This window comes from Streptomyces fungicidicus (assembly GCF_003665435.1).
Taxonomy (GTDB): domain Bacteria; phylum Actinomycetota; class Actinomycetes; order Streptomycetales; family Streptomycetaceae; genus Streptomyces; species Streptomyces fungicidicus.
On record NZ_CP023407.1, the window covers coordinates 5,491,713 to 5,507,127 of the forward strand.

13 protein-coding genes and 2 riboswitches are annotated in these 15,415 nt (G+C 69.7%); of the genes, 7 read left to right on the forward strand and 6 right to left on the reverse strand.

Annotated features, from left to right (window positions below; genetic code table 11):
- Positions 1-367: 367 nt before the first annotated feature.
- Positions 368-1,618, forward strand: coding sequence for a DUF6236 family protein (locus CNQ36_RS25100; protein ID WP_228313070.1), 1,251 nt, complete (start codon positions 368-370; stop codon positions 1,616-1,618).
- A gap of 251 nt (positions 1,619-1,869) precedes the next feature.
- Here CNQ36_RS25100 and CNQ36_RS25105 read toward each other — a convergent pair whose 3' ends face one another.
- From CNQ36_RS25105 to gcvT, 6 genes are all read right to left on the reverse strand, one after another.
- Positions 1,870-2,769 (reverse strand): nucleotidyl transferase AbiEii/AbiGii toxin family protein, encoded by a 900-nt coding sequence (locus CNQ36_RS25105; protein ID WP_121547625.1) that lies wholly within the window; start codon positions 2,767-2,769, stop codon positions 1,870-1,872.
- Positions 2,769-3,383: a type IV toxin-antitoxin system AbiEi family antitoxin domain-containing protein gene (locus CNQ36_RS25110; RefSeq protein ID WP_121547626.1), complete on the reverse strand. Its 615-nt coding sequence runs from the start codon at positions 3,381-3,383 to the stop codon at positions 2,769-2,771. Before CNQ36_RS25110 ends, CNQ36_RS25105 begins: the two co-directional genes overlap by 1 nt.
- Before the next feature lie 242 nt (positions 3,384-3,625).
- The gene (locus CNQ36_RS25115) at positions 3,626-4,993 is read right to left on the reverse strand and encodes an L-serine ammonia-lyase (RefSeq protein WP_121547627.1); all 1,368 of its coding nucleotides are present in this window, start codon (positions 4,991-4,993) and stop codon (positions 3,626-3,628) included.
- Between the two features lie 164 nt (positions 4,994-5,157).
- Positions 5,158-6,414, reverse strand: a complete 1,257-nt coding sequence (glyA, locus tag CNQ36_RS25120; protein ID WP_004925190.1) for a serine hydroxymethyltransferase — start codon at positions 6,412-6,414, stop codon at positions 5,158-5,160.
- A gap of 14 nt (positions 6,415-6,428) precedes the next feature.
- Positions 6,429-6,806, reverse strand: a complete 378-nt coding sequence (gene gcvH / locus CNQ36_RS25125; protein ID WP_004925188.1) for a glycine cleavage system protein GcvH — start codon at positions 6,804-6,806, stop codon at positions 6,429-6,431.
- Between the two features lie 116 nt (positions 6,807-6,922).
- Positions 6,923-8,041, reverse strand: a complete 1,119-nt coding sequence (gcvT, locus tag CNQ36_RS25130) for a glycine cleavage system aminomethyltransferase GcvT (RefSeq protein ID WP_121547628.1) — start codon at positions 8,039-8,041, stop codon at positions 6,923-6,925.
- Positions 8,042-8,125: 84 nt separating this feature from the next.
- Positions 8,126-8,257: riboswitch (glycine riboswitch) on the reverse strand.
- Positions 8,258-8,358, reverse strand: a riboswitch (glycine riboswitch).
- A 222-nt stretch (positions 8,359-8,580) separates the two neighbouring features.
- Here gcvT and CNQ36_RS25135 point away from each other — a divergent pair.
- The 6 genes from CNQ36_RS25135 (at position 8,581) to CNQ36_RS25160 (ending at position 15,413) form a co-directional block, all read left to right on the forward strand.
- Positions 8,581-9,249, forward strand: coding sequence for an AAA family ATPase (locus CNQ36_RS25135; protein WP_004925184.1), 669 nt, complete (start codon positions 8,581-8,583; stop codon positions 9,247-9,249).
- Between the two features lie 74 nt (positions 9,250-9,323).
- Positions 9,324-10,103, forward strand: coding sequence for an enhanced serine sensitivity protein SseB (locus CNQ36_RS25140; RefSeq protein ID WP_004925181.1), 780 nt, complete (start codon positions 9,324-9,326; stop codon positions 10,101-10,103).
- Between the two features lie 368 nt (positions 10,104-10,471).
- A complete protein-coding gene (locus CNQ36_RS25145; RefSeq protein ID WP_228313071.1) occupies positions 10,472-11,260 on the forward strand; it encodes an enhanced serine sensitivity protein SseB C-terminal domain-containing protein in 789 nt (262 codons plus the stop codon).
- 406 nt (positions 11,261-11,666) lie between these two features.
- Positions 11,667-13,340, forward strand: a complete 1,674-nt coding sequence (locus CNQ36_RS25150) for an ABC transporter substrate-binding protein (RefSeq protein ID WP_121547629.1) — start codon at positions 11,667-11,669, stop codon at positions 13,338-13,340.
- Between the two features lie 107 nt (positions 13,341-13,447).
- On the forward strand, positions 13,448-14,452 hold the full coding sequence (locus tag CNQ36_RS25155; RefSeq protein WP_004925172.1) for an ABC transporter permease: 1,005 nt from the start codon (positions 13,448-13,450) through the stop codon (positions 14,450-14,452).
- Position 14,453: 1 nt separating this feature from the next.
- Positions 14,454-15,413, forward strand: a complete 960-nt coding sequence (locus CNQ36_RS25160; RefSeq protein ID WP_004925170.1) for an ABC transporter permease — start codon at positions 14,454-14,456, stop codon at positions 15,411-15,413.
- The last annotated feature ends 2 nt before the right edge of the window (positions 15,414-15,415 follow it).

Here is a 15,415-nt window from a genome sequence, read left to right on the forward strand (position 1 = left end):
CACGGGGGCGACCGGCGAGATCGAGAGTGGGAGGACAACGAGGCGTACCCTCCCTCCCCGGAATCGCTCGGCTGGCCCGAGCCCACCGACGACTTCGACGCCGCTCTCCAGCTCGCCGTCACCGGTTACGGACCGCCCGAGGACGGCCTGCGCGCCCTGGCCACCGCCGAGGTGGCGGTGCTGGCCCTGCCGGCCCCCGGCCACGCGCTCTACGTCAACCCGGCCCGCCCCGCGGGCAGCGTGCTGGAGCCCGATCAGCTCGGGGAGACGATCGCGGGCGGAACACGACCGGACGCCCCCCCGGACCCCCTAGCATCACCGGGTGACGGCCCGCAGGGCTCGGGGACTTCCGCGAAGGAGCGTGTTCGTGCAGCGCACCGGCCTGTACTACCCGTACGTCCACTTCCGTGATCCGGCGTGGATCAAAGCCGCCGCGCTGTACTTACCGGGGGTGGCCCGCGTGGTGCCCGAAGGCTTCCACGTATCGGACCCGGACCACGTCCGTGTCCTGCGGGACGACCTCGACTTCATCCAGAACATCGACCCCGCCGACGCCGTCGAGGCGGCGTCACGGCACCTGCTGCGACTCGTGGACGAGCGCGGTGAGGAGGTGCGGAGCCGCTTCGGTGTCCACGGCACCGGCGGACCGGACGCCATGGACGTGGTGAATGCCGAGCCCTCGCCGCCCGGCACACCGGCACCCGTGGGCAACAGAGAGCGCTTCTTCTCGCCCAGGGGGAGGCCGTTGGCGGGCCTGTACCCGGGGGAGATGTCGCCGGAACTTAGGGACACCCTGTTCGGTACCGGACTGGCGGTGCGGCGGGTGCGCAACGCGGTCAGCCATGACGCGCACCACGCGTGGGTGGGGATGGACCCGGCACTTGCCTGGGTCTACAAGTGCGCGCTGACCGCCGAACTCGCGGGCCGCACCGCCTTCCTCCCCGTCACCGACCAGGAGGCCGCCCACACGGCCATCGACCCCTGGGACGCCGAGCGGATGGCGGCGGTCCTCCTGGGCGGTGCCCCGGCCCCGGTCGGAACCGGCGACCTGGCAGGGCGGGTCGGGGTGCTGTCGGTGCGGTGCGTGCTCCCCGCACGACTTGCCGGGGTGCCCGCCGAGAAGATCGTGGAACTCCGCAAGAAGTACGAGCCGGAGTTCTTCGCCTACATGGACGCCATCGCCCGGACGACGGCGGACCTGCGCGAGGAACTGGCCGGCATCCGCAGCCGGCAGGCACTGGACCTTTACGTGCGGCAGGCGGTGCACAAGGACTTCGAAGTCGAGTTGGTGAAGCTGCGCGAGGCCATGAAGGGCGTCGGCCTCCAGACGATCACCACCTCCGTCAGCACCACGTTCGACACACCCACTTCGGCGGCCCTGGCGAGCGGGCTGTTCGGCACGGTCGGCGGCACGGTGGCGGGTAGCGCGGCGGGCATCGTGGCCGGCGTCGGCGCGACAGCCGTGGGCATCCTGGGCGGAGCCCGGAGGCAGCGCGACGCAGCACTCGCAGCCTCTCCGGTCAGCTTCCTCCTGCGCATCGAACGCGGACTGAAACCCACCACCGCGGTCAGCCGGATCGGACGAGCCCTGCGACGGAGCGCCGGCGCGAGCGTGTGACCCCTTAACTCTGCCGAGAAGGGTGAGCATTCGGCGGGCTAATGTAACTCACGCACTCAGATGAGCGGAGTGTGAATAGGGACCGGGATGCAGTAGCGGCAGATGCGGTCGATTACTGTGCTCGCGGCAACGAGCTGAGCGGCGCAGCCGGTTCGGTATCGCGCTGCGTCAGACCTTGACCACGCGGACGCCAGGGCCGCATGCTCTGCGGTTCCGACCCTCTGAGACCCGGTCGGTTGGCCAGGCCTGGTTCATGACCATGTGAGAGTCGCCGCATTCCATGCGCGTGTGGCGGCGTCGCCGTTGAGGACCGGATCCGCGAATACGGTGACCTGTCGGACGACGTCGGTGAAGCGTTCGGGGTAGCTGGTTGCGGCGGGGCCTTGTCGGCGGCGCCAGGCGGTGTAGGAGGTCTGGCGGCGTTCGCCGAGGTCGGTGATGGTGGTGCTGAGGGCTTTCAGGGTGATGCCGCGGTGTGTGGCGGTGGCGGTCAGTGCTGCGGTGAGTTCCTGGCCGTCCAGATCGTTCAGGGTCATCAAGCGGTAGAGATCGCCGTAGTCGCGGTCGCGGGTGTTGAGGTCGCCGAGTGAGACGGCGGTGGAGAGTTTCTCGGCGATGACAGTGGTCAGTGGATAGCCGAAGATCTGAAAGCTTGCCTCCTCGAGCTGTTGTGGGTAGTCGATGAGCCGGGGGCCGGGCGTGACGGGGTCGCCGAAGCTGACGTCCAATTGGAGCTTGAGCAGGGCCCGGGCGATGGAGGCAGCCATCGACAGGCGTAGACCGTGGTACTCGTCCTCCTCACGAATAGGGACGGTCTTGAGTGTCGTGGGATCGAACACGACGCCGTCGTCGCTCTCGGTGGCGGCGATGGCCGCGATTCTGTGGATGATCTCTGTTTCTGTGCCTGGGAAAGATCGACCGAGGATGTCGATGTCCCGGGTCATTCGACGTGCGCCGAACTGGGCGAGCAGCAGGCCACCTTTGAGGACGAAGTGCTCCCGGCCCAGGGGTGATGAGGCCAGGCGGTAGAGGAACCGTTCGAGGACGTACTCGACCATGACCTCGTCCGTGGACCGGCTGTTGCGGCGCGCCAGGTTGCGCAGGTCGTTGTAGACGCGGCCGGCGGTGGTGTCGCGGGTGGGGTTGGCCATCAGGCGAGCACCGCCTCCACGGCGGGGCGGACGACGGAGAGGGCGTCCAGCTCGCGTGCGATGTGCTGGAGTTCGCCAACCCCACCGCGTCCGCTTCGGCGCAGGTAGCGGCCGAGCGCGGACAGGGCGAGGGTCTCGCCGAGGCGGCTGCGGTGGCGCATCGCGTCGACGACGCTGCGGGCCGCGTTGTACATGGGGATGGTCTCTCCCGGAGCTGCTTCGAACCGTTCGATACCGAGCTCGAAGGTCCTAGCGGCGTACTGCGCCACCACGGTCGGCGGGTAAGAAATCGTCGGGCGGCGTGAACCGCGCGGCACGGCGATGTGTACTGCTGCGGGGATGTCGTCGATCAGTTCATGCAGGGCCAGGGCGGATTCACCGCACACGACGGCGCGAGGGGCCCGTGCGCACACGGCCAGCAAATCCGCGTGCGCCGTTTCCGGGGCGTCTGCCCGCCGGTACACCCCGCGGGACAGTTCGTCTATATCCCCCTCCGTGACCAAGTGCGCCAGATCGCGAGGGGAGAGCAGGGCTCGTCGCGCCTGCGCCGTCGTGAATGTGGGGGAGAGGCCGGCCAGCCGCTGCTCCAAGCGCGGGTTTCCCGCATCGTTCATGTATCGAATGATACCCCTTGGGCGAGGATGGGGGATCGATTTAATGCATCAGCTGGTGGGTGAGCGGCGCATTCGGCGTTGATCACGTGCCGCGGACCCGCAGTTCAACAGCCTCTTCCAGGGGGATACCCCTGGGACTTTCACGTCTGTCCCGGGGAGGTTCCAGAGACTTCCCGCCGCGTAGGCAGGGAGGGCCCTGACAGCGCTGAAAGATACGAACGCGCTGGTCAGGGCGCATCCGCCTAGCACTCGATGATGTTCACCGCGAGCCCGCCCCGCGCCGTCTCCTTGTACTTGACCGACATGTCCGCGCCGGTCTCCTTCATCGTCTTGATGACCTTGTCCAGGGACACCTTGTGGGAGCCGTCGCCGCGCATCGCCATCCGGGCCGCCGTGACCGCCTTCACCGCGGCCATGCCGTTGCGCTCGATGCACGGGATCTGGACCAGGCCGCCGACCGGGTCGCAGGTCAGGCCGAGGTTGTGCTCCATGCCGATCTCGGCCGCGTTCTCCACCTGCTCCGGGCTGCCGCCCAGCACCTCCGCGAGGGCGCCCGCCGCCATCGAGCAGGCGGAGCCGACCTCGCCCTGGCAGCCGACCTCGGCGCCGGAGATGGAGGCGTTCTCCTTGAACAGCATGCCGATCGCGCCGGCCGCCAGCAGGAAGCGGACCACGCCCTCCTCGTCGGCGCCGGGCACGAAGTTCACGTAGTAGTGCAGGACCGCCGGGATGATGCCCGCGGCGCCGTTCGTGGGGGCCGTGACGACCCGGCCGCCGGCCGCGTTCTCCTCGTTCACGGCCATCGCGTAGAGGGTGATCCACTCCATGGCCAGGGCCCCCGGGTCGCCCTCGGAGCGCAGCTTGCGCGCGGTGTTCGCGGCGCGGCGGCGCACCTTCAGACCGCCCGGCAGGATGCCCTCGCGGGACATGCCCCGGTCGACGCAGGCCCGCATCACGCGCCAGATCTCCAGCAGGCCCTCGCGGATCTCCTCCTCGGTCCGCCAGGCCCGCTCGTTCTCCAGCATCAGGGCGGAGATGGACAGGCCGGTCTCCCGGGTGAGGCGCAGCAGCTCGTCGCCGGTGCGGAAGGGGTACTTCAGGACCGTGTCGTCCAGCACGATGCGGTCCGCGCCCACCGCGTCCTCGTCGACGACGAAGCCGCCGCCCACCGAGTAGTACGTCTTGGTCAGCAGCTCCGCGCCGGAGGCGTCGAACGCCCAGAGGGTCATGCCGTTGGCGTGGTAGGGGAGGGCCTTGCGGCGGTGCAGCACCATGTCGTCGTCGAAGGAGAACGCGATCTCGTGCTCGCCGAGGAGGCGGATCAGGCCGCCCTCCTTGATCTTCTCCACCCGCTCGTCGGCCGACTCCACGTCCACCGTCCGTGGCGAGTCCCCCTCCAGGCCGAGCAGCACCGCCTTGGGCGTGCCGTGGCCGTGGCCGGTGGCGCCGAGCGAGCCGTACAGCTCCGCCCGGACCGAGGCGACCGAGTCCAGCAGGTCCTCGTTGCGCAGCCGCCGGGCGAACATGCGGGCGGCCCGCATCGGGCCGACCGTGTGCGAGCTGGACGGGCCGATGCCGATCGAGAAGAGATCGAAGACCGAGATGGCCACGGGAGGACTCCTAAGGGTTCGGCGGACGGCGCTGTCCACCGGGGAAGAGGTGGTACGAAGACGGCGGAACGTTTATGCGGGGTGCATGGTGCGGGGCACCGCGCCCACTGACCCAGTGTGCGCGATGCCCCTGATGTCCGTACGCGTGAAAGCGTACGGAACGACTACAGACCGGGATAGAGCGGGTGCTTCTCGGCGAGCGCCGTCACCCGGGCCCGGAGCGCCTCGGCGTCGTAGGACGGCTTCAGCGTCTCGGCGATCACGTCCGCGACCTCGGTGAAGTCCTCGGCGGTGAAGCCGCGGGTGGCCAGGGCGGGCGTGCCGATGCGCAGACCCGAGGTGACCATCGGCGGGCGGGGGTCGTTCGGGATCGCGTTGCGGTTGACCGTGATGCCGACCTCGTGCAGCCGGTCCTCGGCCTGCTGGCCGTCCAGCTCGGAGTTCCGCAGGTCCACCAGGACGAGGTGCACGTCCGTGCCGCCGGACAGCACGTCCACGCCCACGGCCCTGACGTCGTCCCGCACCAGGCGCTCGGCCAGGATGCGCGCGCCCTCCAGGGTGCGGCGCTGACGCTCCTTGAACTCCTCGGAGGCGCAGACCTTGAACGCGACCGCCTTGGCGGCGACCACGTGCTCCAGCGGACCGCCCTGCTGACCGGGGAAGACCGCGGAGTTGATCTTCTTGGCCAGCTCGGCCGTGGAGAGGATCACACCGCCGCGCGGGCCGCCGAGGGTCTTGTGGGTGGTCGTCGTCACCACGTGGGCGTGCGGGACCGGGTTCGGGTGCAGGCCCGCGGCGACCAGACCGGCGAAGTGCGCCATGTCGACCATGAGGTACGCGCCGACCTCGTCCGCGATCCGGCGGAACGCGGCGAAGTCCAGCTGACGCGGGTACGCCGACCAGCCGGCCACGATCAGCTTCGGCTTGTTCTCCTTGGCGAGCCGCTCGACCTCGGCCATGTCGACCTGGCCGTCGTCGCCGACGTGGTACGCGACCACGTTGTAGAGCTTGCCGGAGAAGTTGATCTTCATGCCGTGGGTCAGGTGCCCGCCGTGCGCGAGGTTCAGGCCCATGATCGTGTCACCGGGCTTGAGCAGGGCGAACATCGCGGCCGCGTTGGCCTGCGCGCCCGAGTGCGGCTGGACGTTGGCGTGCTCGGCGCCGAAGAGTTCCTTGACCCGGTCGATGGCGATCTGCTCGATCACGTCGACGTGCTCGCAGCCGCCGTAGTAGCGGCGGCCGGGGTAGCCCTCGGCGTACTTGTTGGTGAGGACCGAGCCCTGGGCCTCCATGACCGCGACCGGGGCGAAGTTCTCCGAGGCGATCATCTCGAGGGTGGACTGCTGGCGGTGCAGTTCGGCGTCGACCGCGGCGGCCACCGCCGGGTCAAGCTCGTGCAGGGGAGTGTTCAGAAGCGACATGCGGCTACGGCTCCTCAGCCCGCGATGTGGGCGTCGTACTCGGCGGCGGTCAGCAGGTCGGCCGGCTCGTCGGTGATCCGCACCTTGAACAGCCAGCCGCCCTCGAAGGGGGCCGAGTTCACCAGCGACGGGTCGTTCACGACGTCCTCGTTGATCTCGGTGACCTCGCCGGTGACCGGGCAGTACAGGTCGCTGACCGACTTGGTGGACTCCAGCTCGCCGCAGGTCTCGCCCGCGGTCACGCCGTCACCGACCTCGGGAAGCTGGACGAAGACCACGTCGCCGAGCGCGTTGGCGGCGTGCTCCGTGATGCCGACCGTCGACACGCCGTCCTCGGCGGCCGACAGCCACTCGTGCTCCTTGCTGTAACGCAGCTGCGTGGGGTTGCTCATGGCCTGAATTCTCCTGTACGGGGGGATGGCGGATGACTGAGGGGACTGCGTGCGGCGTCCGTGAGCAGGCACGACGTGCTCACCTCACGAGCGCGGGAAGCCGTCTTCCGACGGTGTCACTTCTGCCGCTTGTAGAACGGCAGCGCCACGACCTCGTACGGTTCGTGGCTGCCGCGGATGTCCACGCCGACGCCCTCGGTGCCCGGCGCCGCGTGCGCCGCGTCGACGTACGCCATCGCGATCGGCTTGCCCAGGGTGGGGGAGGGGGCGCCGGAGGTGACCTCGCCGATCACCTCGCCGCCGGCCACGACCGCGTACCCGGAGCGCGGGATCCGGCGGCCCTCGGCGACCAGGCCGACCAGGACCCGCGGGGGCTCGGAGGCGGCGCGCTCGGCGGCCTCGGCGAGCGCCGCACGGCCCACGAAGTCGCCCTCCTTCTCGAACTTCACCACCCGGCCGAGACCGGCGTCGAAGGGCGTGAGCGAGGTGCTCAGCTCGTTGCCGTACAGCGGCATGCCCGCCTCCAGGCGGAGGGTGTCCCGGCAGGACAGCCCGCAGGGGACCAGCCCGGCGCCCTCGCCCGCCTTGGTCAGCGCCTGCCACAGCTCCACCGCGTGCTCCGGCTTCACGAACAGCTCGAAGCCGTCCTCGCCGGTGTATCCCGTACGGGCGATCAGCGCGGGGACGCCGGCGACGGTGCCGGGCAGGCCGGCGTAGTACTTCAGGCCGTCCAGGTCGGCGTCGGTGAGGCTCTTCAGGATCGCCGGGGACTCGGGGCCCTGCACGGCGAGCAGCGCGTAGGCGTCGCGGTCGTCGCGGACCTCGGCGTCGAAGCCGGCCGCGCGCTCCCGCAGGGCGTCCAGCACCACCTGGGCGTTGGAGGCGTTGGCGACCACCAGGTACTCGGTGTCGCCCAGCCGGTAGACGATCAGGTCGTCCAGGATGCCGCCGTCCTCGCGGCAGATCATGGTGTAGCGGGCGCGGCCCGGCTTGACGCTGCCGATGTTGCCGACCAGGGCGTGGTCGAGGAGCGAGGCGGCCTGAGGGCCGGTGACGGCGATCTCGCCCATGTGCGAGAGGTCGAACAGGCCGGCCCTGGTGCGCACGGCGTTGTGCTCGTCGCGCTCGGAGCCGTAGCGCAGGGGCATGTCCCAGCCGGCGAAGTCGGTCATCGTCGCGCCGAGCGCGCGATGCAGTGCATCGAGCGCGGTCCGACGGGGTTCGGTGCTGCTCATCGGTCGGTCTCCCAGAGGCGATGGGGGTCCCTCCCGCGCGAGTTCACTCGGGTTCACTCGGGCGTGGGGGATGGCGAGGACAATTCCTCCCCATCTGTCATCGGAACCTGAGAGGTTCGCCATGACTGCCCACGCAGGGGACGGTCCTGGCTTGCACCTTGGGTGGAGCCGCCGGAGCACTGCCCGTGCCTTCGGCGGCCCGCTTTTCAGATGTGCCTCGCCCGCGCGGTAACGGGGCCTGAGAGATTCAAGGGAGGGACTTGCTCCTTCGGCGCCCCGGCGGCAACAGGTGCCGGGGACTCTCCCGCGCGGATTCAAACGGCCGGTATGCAGTTGGCGCGCACATCATTGCACGCATTGTCCGGGTGCGGCAGGGGGACCCTTCTCAGGGGGTGCACGGGAGGTACGGGCACGGTCACAGGGGGCTGTGACAGGCCTGTTTCAGGAAACGGACGGAATCGCGAGACCCCGGCATTACCTTCTCTTTACACTCGGCGGGGATCGGTATCCGTACCTGGCCCCAGGGGAGGACGATCACGGTGAACAGGACCACGGCGTGCGCCACCACCACGGGCGTCGCGCTGCCTCAGCAACCGGCCGCTCAGGCCAGGGAGGCCCGCGGCGCGCTGCCGGCGCCCGTCGTCCGCGATCTGCGCGCGCGGGACGGCCGCAGCCCGCGCGCCCTGCTCTTCGGGCCCCGCGACCTCGTCGTGGTCACCGGCCTGCCCGGCAGCGGCAAGTCCACGCTGATGCGGCGCGCGGTGCGCGGCGCCCGCGTCGACTCCCAGGACACCCGCGACCGCTGGGACGGCCGGATGCCGCGCCTGCTGCCGTACGCGGTCTACCGCCCGCTGGTCCGCCTCGCCCACTACGCCGGGCTGCGCCGCACCCTGCGCTCCGGCGGACCGGTCGTGGTGCACGACTGCGGCACGCAGGCCTGGGTGCGCCGCTGGCTGGCCCGCGAGGCGCGCCGCCGGGACGCGAGCCTGCATCTGCTGCTGCTGGACGTCACCCCGCAACAGGCCCTGGCCGGCCAGCGGGCACGCGGACGCGGGGTCTCCCGGTACGCGTTCCTGCGCCACCGCGCGGCGAGCGACCGGCTGCTGCACGCGGTGGAGCGCGGCGGACTGCCGGCGGGCTGCGGATCGGCGGTCCTCATCGACCGGGAGGCGGCGGACGCCCTGCGCCGGATCGGCTTCACGGGCTGACCGGATAGCCTTTCCAGCCACAGCAGTGGTTAGTGGTGAGTGGTCAGTGGTCACAGGCAGCAGGCGGTAGGCAGATGGACTTCCCGGCGGACTTCCCCGCGCAGGCACACCCCCATCCGCACGGTGGATGGCCCGGCAACGAACTGGAGGAGGTGCTCTCCGCCTCCCTCGGCGTCCCCTCGGCGGGCGGCCGGATCGTCGAGGTGCTGGGCCGCAGCTTCGTCTGGGTCCCGCTGCCCAACGGCGGAGGTCCGCACAGCGGTCCGCTGGACCTGCCCACGATGGAGCTCGACGGCCAGGCCTTCGTCCCCGTCTTCACCTCCGAGGAGCAGTTCCGCCAGGTCGTCGGCGCCCACATGTCGTACACGATCGCGCCCGCCGTGGAGTTCGCCCGCGGTCTGCCGCCGCAGGCCGGCATCGTGGTGAACCCCGGCGGAGTGGTCGGCATCCCGCTGCCGCCGGCGGCCGTGGCCGAACTGTGCCGGGCCGGCCGCACCATGCTGGACGGCCCGGCGGGCGGCGGCCGGGTCCGGCTGTTCGAACCCGACTGGCAGCAGGACCCGGTGGACTTCCTCGCGGCGGCCTCGGCGGAGTTCGCGGACATCGGCGTGGTGACCACCGCCCGGCGCTGCCTCGCCGCGATCGAGACGGCCGAGCCGGTCCTCTTCGTCGGCGTGGAACTCTCCGAATGGGAGGGCGACGCCCGCACCCTCCCCCTGGACGCCCTCTCCCGTGCCCTCGGCCGCACCCCCGCCCCCTGGCCGGTCAACCTCATCGTCCTGGACATAGCCCAGGACCCCGTCGGCGACTGGCTCCGCACCAAGGTCCCCCCCTTCTACCAACGCCAGCCGTAACCCCCCCCGGAGGGGCGCGGGGCCACACCGATACACGGCTCCACTCGGAGACCCCCCTAGGGGCGCGGGGAACTGCGCGACAAGCCCCGACGCACCCGCACCCGCTTCCCCACTCGCGCCCCCGGTGGGGGCCTCCGCGGCGGTCACGACACGACACGAGCGCGACAGAAACCCCCTCAGGGGCGCGGGGCCGTACCGATATGCGGCTCCGCCGCGCGGGCGCGACAAGCCACAACCGACCCGCACCCGCCGGACCTCTCGCGCCCCCCGGCGGGGGCAACGGCGGCCGGTCGCCGCAAGGCAGACCGCCGCACCGCGTCGGCTTAAGCTAGGTTCATCCGCTGGCGAGGTACGGAGGGGCGATACAAGTGAGCGCTGGCACCGCGGCGGCCGGACAGGTCGAGCACATGCTGCGCCAGGTGACGCCCGGGCGTTACGACGCGTACGAGGCGTTGCTGCGCGCGCTCGCGACCCCCTCGTCCGGCCAGATCTGGATGCTGCTCTGGAACGGCCAGGCCGGCTCCCCGGACGCCCAGTACGGGAACATGGAGGTCGACGGCCTCGGTTACGCCCCCTGCGTGACCTCCGCCCAGGAGCTCTCCGCCAGCGGCTGGAACCGGTCGTACGAGGTGGTCGACGGCCTCGAGGTGGCCCGCGCCCTCTACCCCGACCACTACGGTCTCTGGCTGAACCCGCACGCGCCCGGCGGCGGCGTCGGCATCCCCTGGCTGGACCTGCGCCGCATCGCCGGCGGCCTGGACCGCCGGCCCGCCGGACCGCTGCGGCTGTCCGAACCGGCCATCGAGATCCCTCAGTTCTACGCCCTCCTCGCGCAGAACGCGCACCGCACCCCGGCCGTCCGCGCGCTGCGCCGCGCCTGGGTGCAGCCCGCCCTGGGCGCCCCCTACCTCGCCATCGGCCTGGACGTGTACGACACCTCCCCGCCGGCCGTGGACGCCGTACGGGCGATGATGCAGCAGTCCCTCGGTGCGGTCCCGGACGGGCTGCCGGTGTCGACCGTCGCCATGTCCGACGAGCACGACCCGGTCGCGATGTGGCTGCGCGCCAACGGCCGCCCCTTCTACGACCGCGAGGCGCACGGCGCCGTGCCGCCTCCCGCGTCCGCCTACGGCTACCCGCCCGCGCAGCGGGGCTGACCGGGCCCTTCCGTCCCGTCTGACGAGGCGTCACTGTCCACCAGGTGGACAGCGGACGCCGACCCGCGGCGCCCGCCCGCCGTCCGCGCCCCTCGCCGACCGACGCTGATTTCACGTCAGATTTTCGGCCATGCGCGCTCAGCGATCACCCGTTGACCGCCTGTCACCTGCGGTTTCACCCGTTCTTCACGTCATCCGACGTCACCCGGCGGGTCGTTGGGAGGGTGCCGATTGTGTCCGGAGGGTTAAATCCCGGCGGGAGGATGCCTGAACCGTCCCTTATGTCAACTGTTCAGATCTCAGGTAGGTATCACCGCTATCCGGACTGTTCCTGACCGACTGAGAACGTCTGTAGTGTTCGGCCGGTCAAGATGCATCCACATAGCGGACCCGGAGTGGCCCCAGTATGCGCATATTCAAGTCCCGAGGCGCTCGGGCGATCACGGCCGCGGTGGCGGTCGGTCTGATCGCTACGGGCTGCTCCAGTGAACGGGACGCTGACAACGAAGGCAGCGGCGGCAAGAAGGACACCTTCGTCTTCGCCGGTGCAGGTGACCCGGGTTCTCTGGACCCTGCCCTCGCGAGCGACGGTGAAACCTTCCGTGTGACGCGCCAGGCGTTCGAGGCCCTGCTCGAGCACGAGTCGGGCGGCACCAAGCTGGTCGGCGGTCTCGCCGAGACCTGGTCGAGCAACGACGAGGGTACCGTCTGGACCTTCAACCTCCGCAAGGGCGTGAAGTTCCACGACGGCGAGGCGTTCAACGCCGCGGCGGTCTGTGCCAACTACGACCACTGGTTCAACTGGAAGGGCACCTACCAGTCCAGCGCGGTCTCGTACTACTGGCAGACCATCATGGGCGGCTTCGCGAAGAACGAGGACAAGGAGACGCCCGAGGCGAACTACAAGTCCTGCACCGCGAAGGACGACAACACCGCCGTCATCGAGGTCAAGAAGCCCTCCGCGAACCTCCCCGGCGGCTTCTCCCTGCAGGCCCTTGCGATCCACTCGCCGAAGGCCCTCAAGGCGTACGAGAAGGAAGAGGCGACCGCCAAGGGCGACGCCATCACGTACCCCAAGTACAGCCAGGAGGCCGGCACGGTCGCCGGTACCGGCCCGTACAAGATCACGAAGTGGAACAAGGGCAACAAGGAAGTCAGCCTGACCCGCTTCGACGACTACTGGGGCGACAAGGCCAAGATCAAGAACCTGGTCTTCCGCACCATCGACACCGAAGAGGGCCGCCGCCAGGCGCTCCAGGCCGGTGACATCGACGGCTACGACCTCGTCGCTCCGGCCGACGTCAAGACCCTCGAGGACCAGGGCTACGTCGTCCCGACCCGTGGCGTCTTCAACCTCTTCTACGTGGGCATGAGCCAGGGCGCCAACAAGGCGCTCAAGAAGAAGGACGTCCGCCAGGCGATCGCGCAGGCGATCGACAAGGAGAACCTGGTCAAGACCCAGCTGCCCGAGGGCGGCAAGGTCGCCGACCAGTTCATGCCGGACACCATCGCGGGCTACTCCAAGAACGTCGAGAAGTACCCGTACGACACCGCCGCCTCGAAGGACCTCCTCAAGAAGGCCGGTGAGGAGAAGCTCGAGATCGAGTTCTGCTACCCGACCGAGGTCACCCGCCCGTACATGCCTGCCCCGCAGGACCTGTTCGAGCTGATGAAGGCCGACCTGGAGAAGGCCGGCATCAAGGTCAAGCCGAAGGCCATGAAGTGGGCCCCGGACTACATCGACGCCACCGAGGCGGGCTCCTGCGCCCTGCACATGCTCGGCTGGACCGGTGACTTCAACGACGGCTACAACTTCATCGGCACCTGGTTCGCCGGGTACGACAAGCAGTGGGGCTTCAAGGACAAGAAGGTCTTCGACGCCGTGAACGCCGGCTCGGAGATGGGCAAGGCCGAGGAGCGCACCGCCGCGTACGAGAAGGCCAACGAGGTCATCATGGACTACCTCCCGGGTGTCCCGATCTCGTCCTCCCCGCCGGCCATCGCCTTCGCCAAGAACGTGAACCCGCCGAACGTCTCCCCGCTGACGCAGGAAGTCTTCTCCGAGACGTCCTTCAAGTAGGCGAACAGCGGTAGAACACCAAAACGGGGGGTCCGCCCGGTCGTCGCAACTCGGCGACCGGGCGGGTCCATTCATGTAAGAAACCACGCAAGAAAGGGGCATGCGGGGTGCTGCGTCTCGTCGTACGAAGACTGCTCCAGCTCATACCCACGCTGCTCGGCCTGTCGGTTCTGCTCTTCCTGTGGCTCGACCGTCTGCCCGGTGGACCCGCCTCAGCGATCCTGGGGGAGAAGGCCACCGAGGCCGAAGTGGTGCGGATCAACCGCGCGCTCGGGCTGGACCAGCCCGTCTACGTCCAGTACTGGCGTTTCCTGAAGCGCATCGCCGAACTCGACCTGGGCACCTCCACCCAGACCGGGCAGCCGGTGTGGGACGAGTTCGTCCTGCGCTTCCCCGCGACCGTGGAACTGTCCCTGCTCGCGATCCTCATCGCCGTGGTCGTCGGCGTCCCGCTCGGCTACTTCGCGGCCCGCAACCGCGGTGGCTGGCTCGACGTCACGTCGGTCTCCGGCTCGCTCGTCGGCATCTGCATTCCGGTCTTCTTCCTGGCTCTGCTCCTGAAGCAGATCTTCGCCGTCAACCTCGGCATCTTCCCCGCCTTCGGGCGCCAGGACACCGGCATCAACGCCACCGACGTGACCGGCTTCGCCGTCCTGGACGGCGTCCTCACCGGGGAACTCGACGCCTCCTGGGACGCGATCATGCATCTGATCCTGCCCTCGGTCGCCCTGGCCTCCATCCCGCTCGCCGTCATCGTGCGCATGACCCGCGCCAGCGTTCTCGAAGTGCAGGACGAGGACTACGTCCGCACCGCCGAGGCCAAGGGCCTCAAGCGGAGCGTCATCCGGGGCCGGCACGTGCTGCGCAACGCGATGCTCCCCGTGGTGACCGCGGTCGGCCTGCTCACCGGCTCCCTGCTGTCCGGCGCGGTCCTGACCGAGTCCGTGTTCTCCTTCGGCGGCATCGGCTCCTTCATCCGGACAGCGATCGACGGCCGCGACTACCCCGTGCTCGTCGGGTTCATCATGTTCATCGCGCTGATATACGTCCTGATCAACTTGTTGGTGGACCTGGCGTACAGCCTCATCGACCCGAGAGTGCGGGTGCACTGACATGAGTGTCGCCACCAAGACCGACAAGATCCAGCGTCTCGCGGAACTGGCCGCCACCAAGGAGACCAGCACCGGCGCCAGCCTCTGGCGGGAGGCGTTCCGGCGCCTCAAGCGCAGCAAGATGGCGATCATCGGCGCGATCGTCATCGCCCTGTTCGTCGTCCTCGCGATCGTCGGGCCCTACATCGCCCCGTTCTCGCCGACCGCCCAGACCTGGCGCAACGAGGTCTTCCCCAACCGCGGCGAGTTCATCGGGATGCGCGGCGAGAACTGGTTCGGCCTCGACCACCTCGGCCGGGACATGTTCTCCCGCATGCTGGTCGGCGCCCGCCAGACGCTGCTCGTCGGCGTCGTCGCCACGCTGATCGGTCTGATCATCGGCTTCGTGATCGGCGGTCTCGCCGGCGCCTTCGCCACCCTCGGCGGCGACACCGGCAAGCGGATCGACTCCGTCATCATGCGCTTCATCGACATCATGCTGGCGATGCCCTCGCTGCTGCTGGCGGTGTCCATCGCCGCGGTCATGGGGCAGTCGCTGACCACCGTGATGATCGCCGTGGGTGTCGTCCAGATCCCGGTGTTCGCCCGGCTGCTGCGCGGCTCCATGCTGGCCCAGGGCAGCGCGGAGTACGTGCTCGCCGCCCGGTCCCTCGGTGTGCGCAAGCGGCGCATCGTCCTCTCGCAGATCATCCCCAACTCGCTCAGCCCGGTGATCGTGCAGGCCACGCTCTCCCTGGCCACCGCGATCATCGAGGCGGCCGCGCTGTCCTACCTGGGCCTCGGCAACCCCGACCCGGCCATCCCGGAGTGGGGCGTCATGCTCACCCAGGCGCAGCGGTTCTTCGACAACGCGCCGATGATGGCGGTCTACCCCGCCGTCGGCATCATCATCACCGCCCTCGGCTTCACCCTCCTCGGCGAGGCCATGCGGGAAGCCCTCGACCCGAAGCTGAGGGGCTGAAC

Bases quoted from the DNA above. Each gene is read 5' to 3' on its own strand.
- CNQ36_RS25140 (WP_004925181.1), top strand. From the start codon at position 9,324: ATGGACTTCCCGGCGGACTTCCCCGCGCAGGCACACCCCCATCCGCAC.
- CNQ36_RS25160 (WP_004925170.1), top strand. From the start codon at position 14,454: ATGAGTGTCGCCACCAAGACCGACAAGATCCAGCGTCTCGCGGAACTG.
- gcvH (WP_004925188.1), bottom strand. From the start codon at position 6,806: ATGAGCAACCCCACGCAGCTGCGTTACAGCAAGGAGCACGAGTGGCTG.
- glyA (WP_004925190.1), bottom strand. From the start codon at position 6,414: ATGTCGCTTCTGAACACTCCCCTGCACGAGCTTGACCCGGCGGTGGCC.
- CNQ36_RS25150 (WP_121547629.1), top strand. From the start codon at position 11,667: ATGCGCATATTCAAGTCCCGAGGCGCTCGGGCGATCACGGCCGCGGTG.
- gcvT (WP_121547628.1), bottom strand. From the start codon at position 8,041: ATGAGCAGCACCGAACCCCGTCGGACCGCGCTCGATGCACTGCATCGC.
- CNQ36_RS25110 (WP_121547626.1), bottom strand. From the start codon at position 3,383: ATGAACGATGCGGGAAACCCGCGCTTGGAGCAGCGGCTGGCCGGCCTC.
- CNQ36_RS25105 (WP_121547625.1), bottom strand. From the start codon at position 2,769: ATGGCCAACCCCACCCGCGACACCACCGCCGGCCGCGTCTACAACGAC.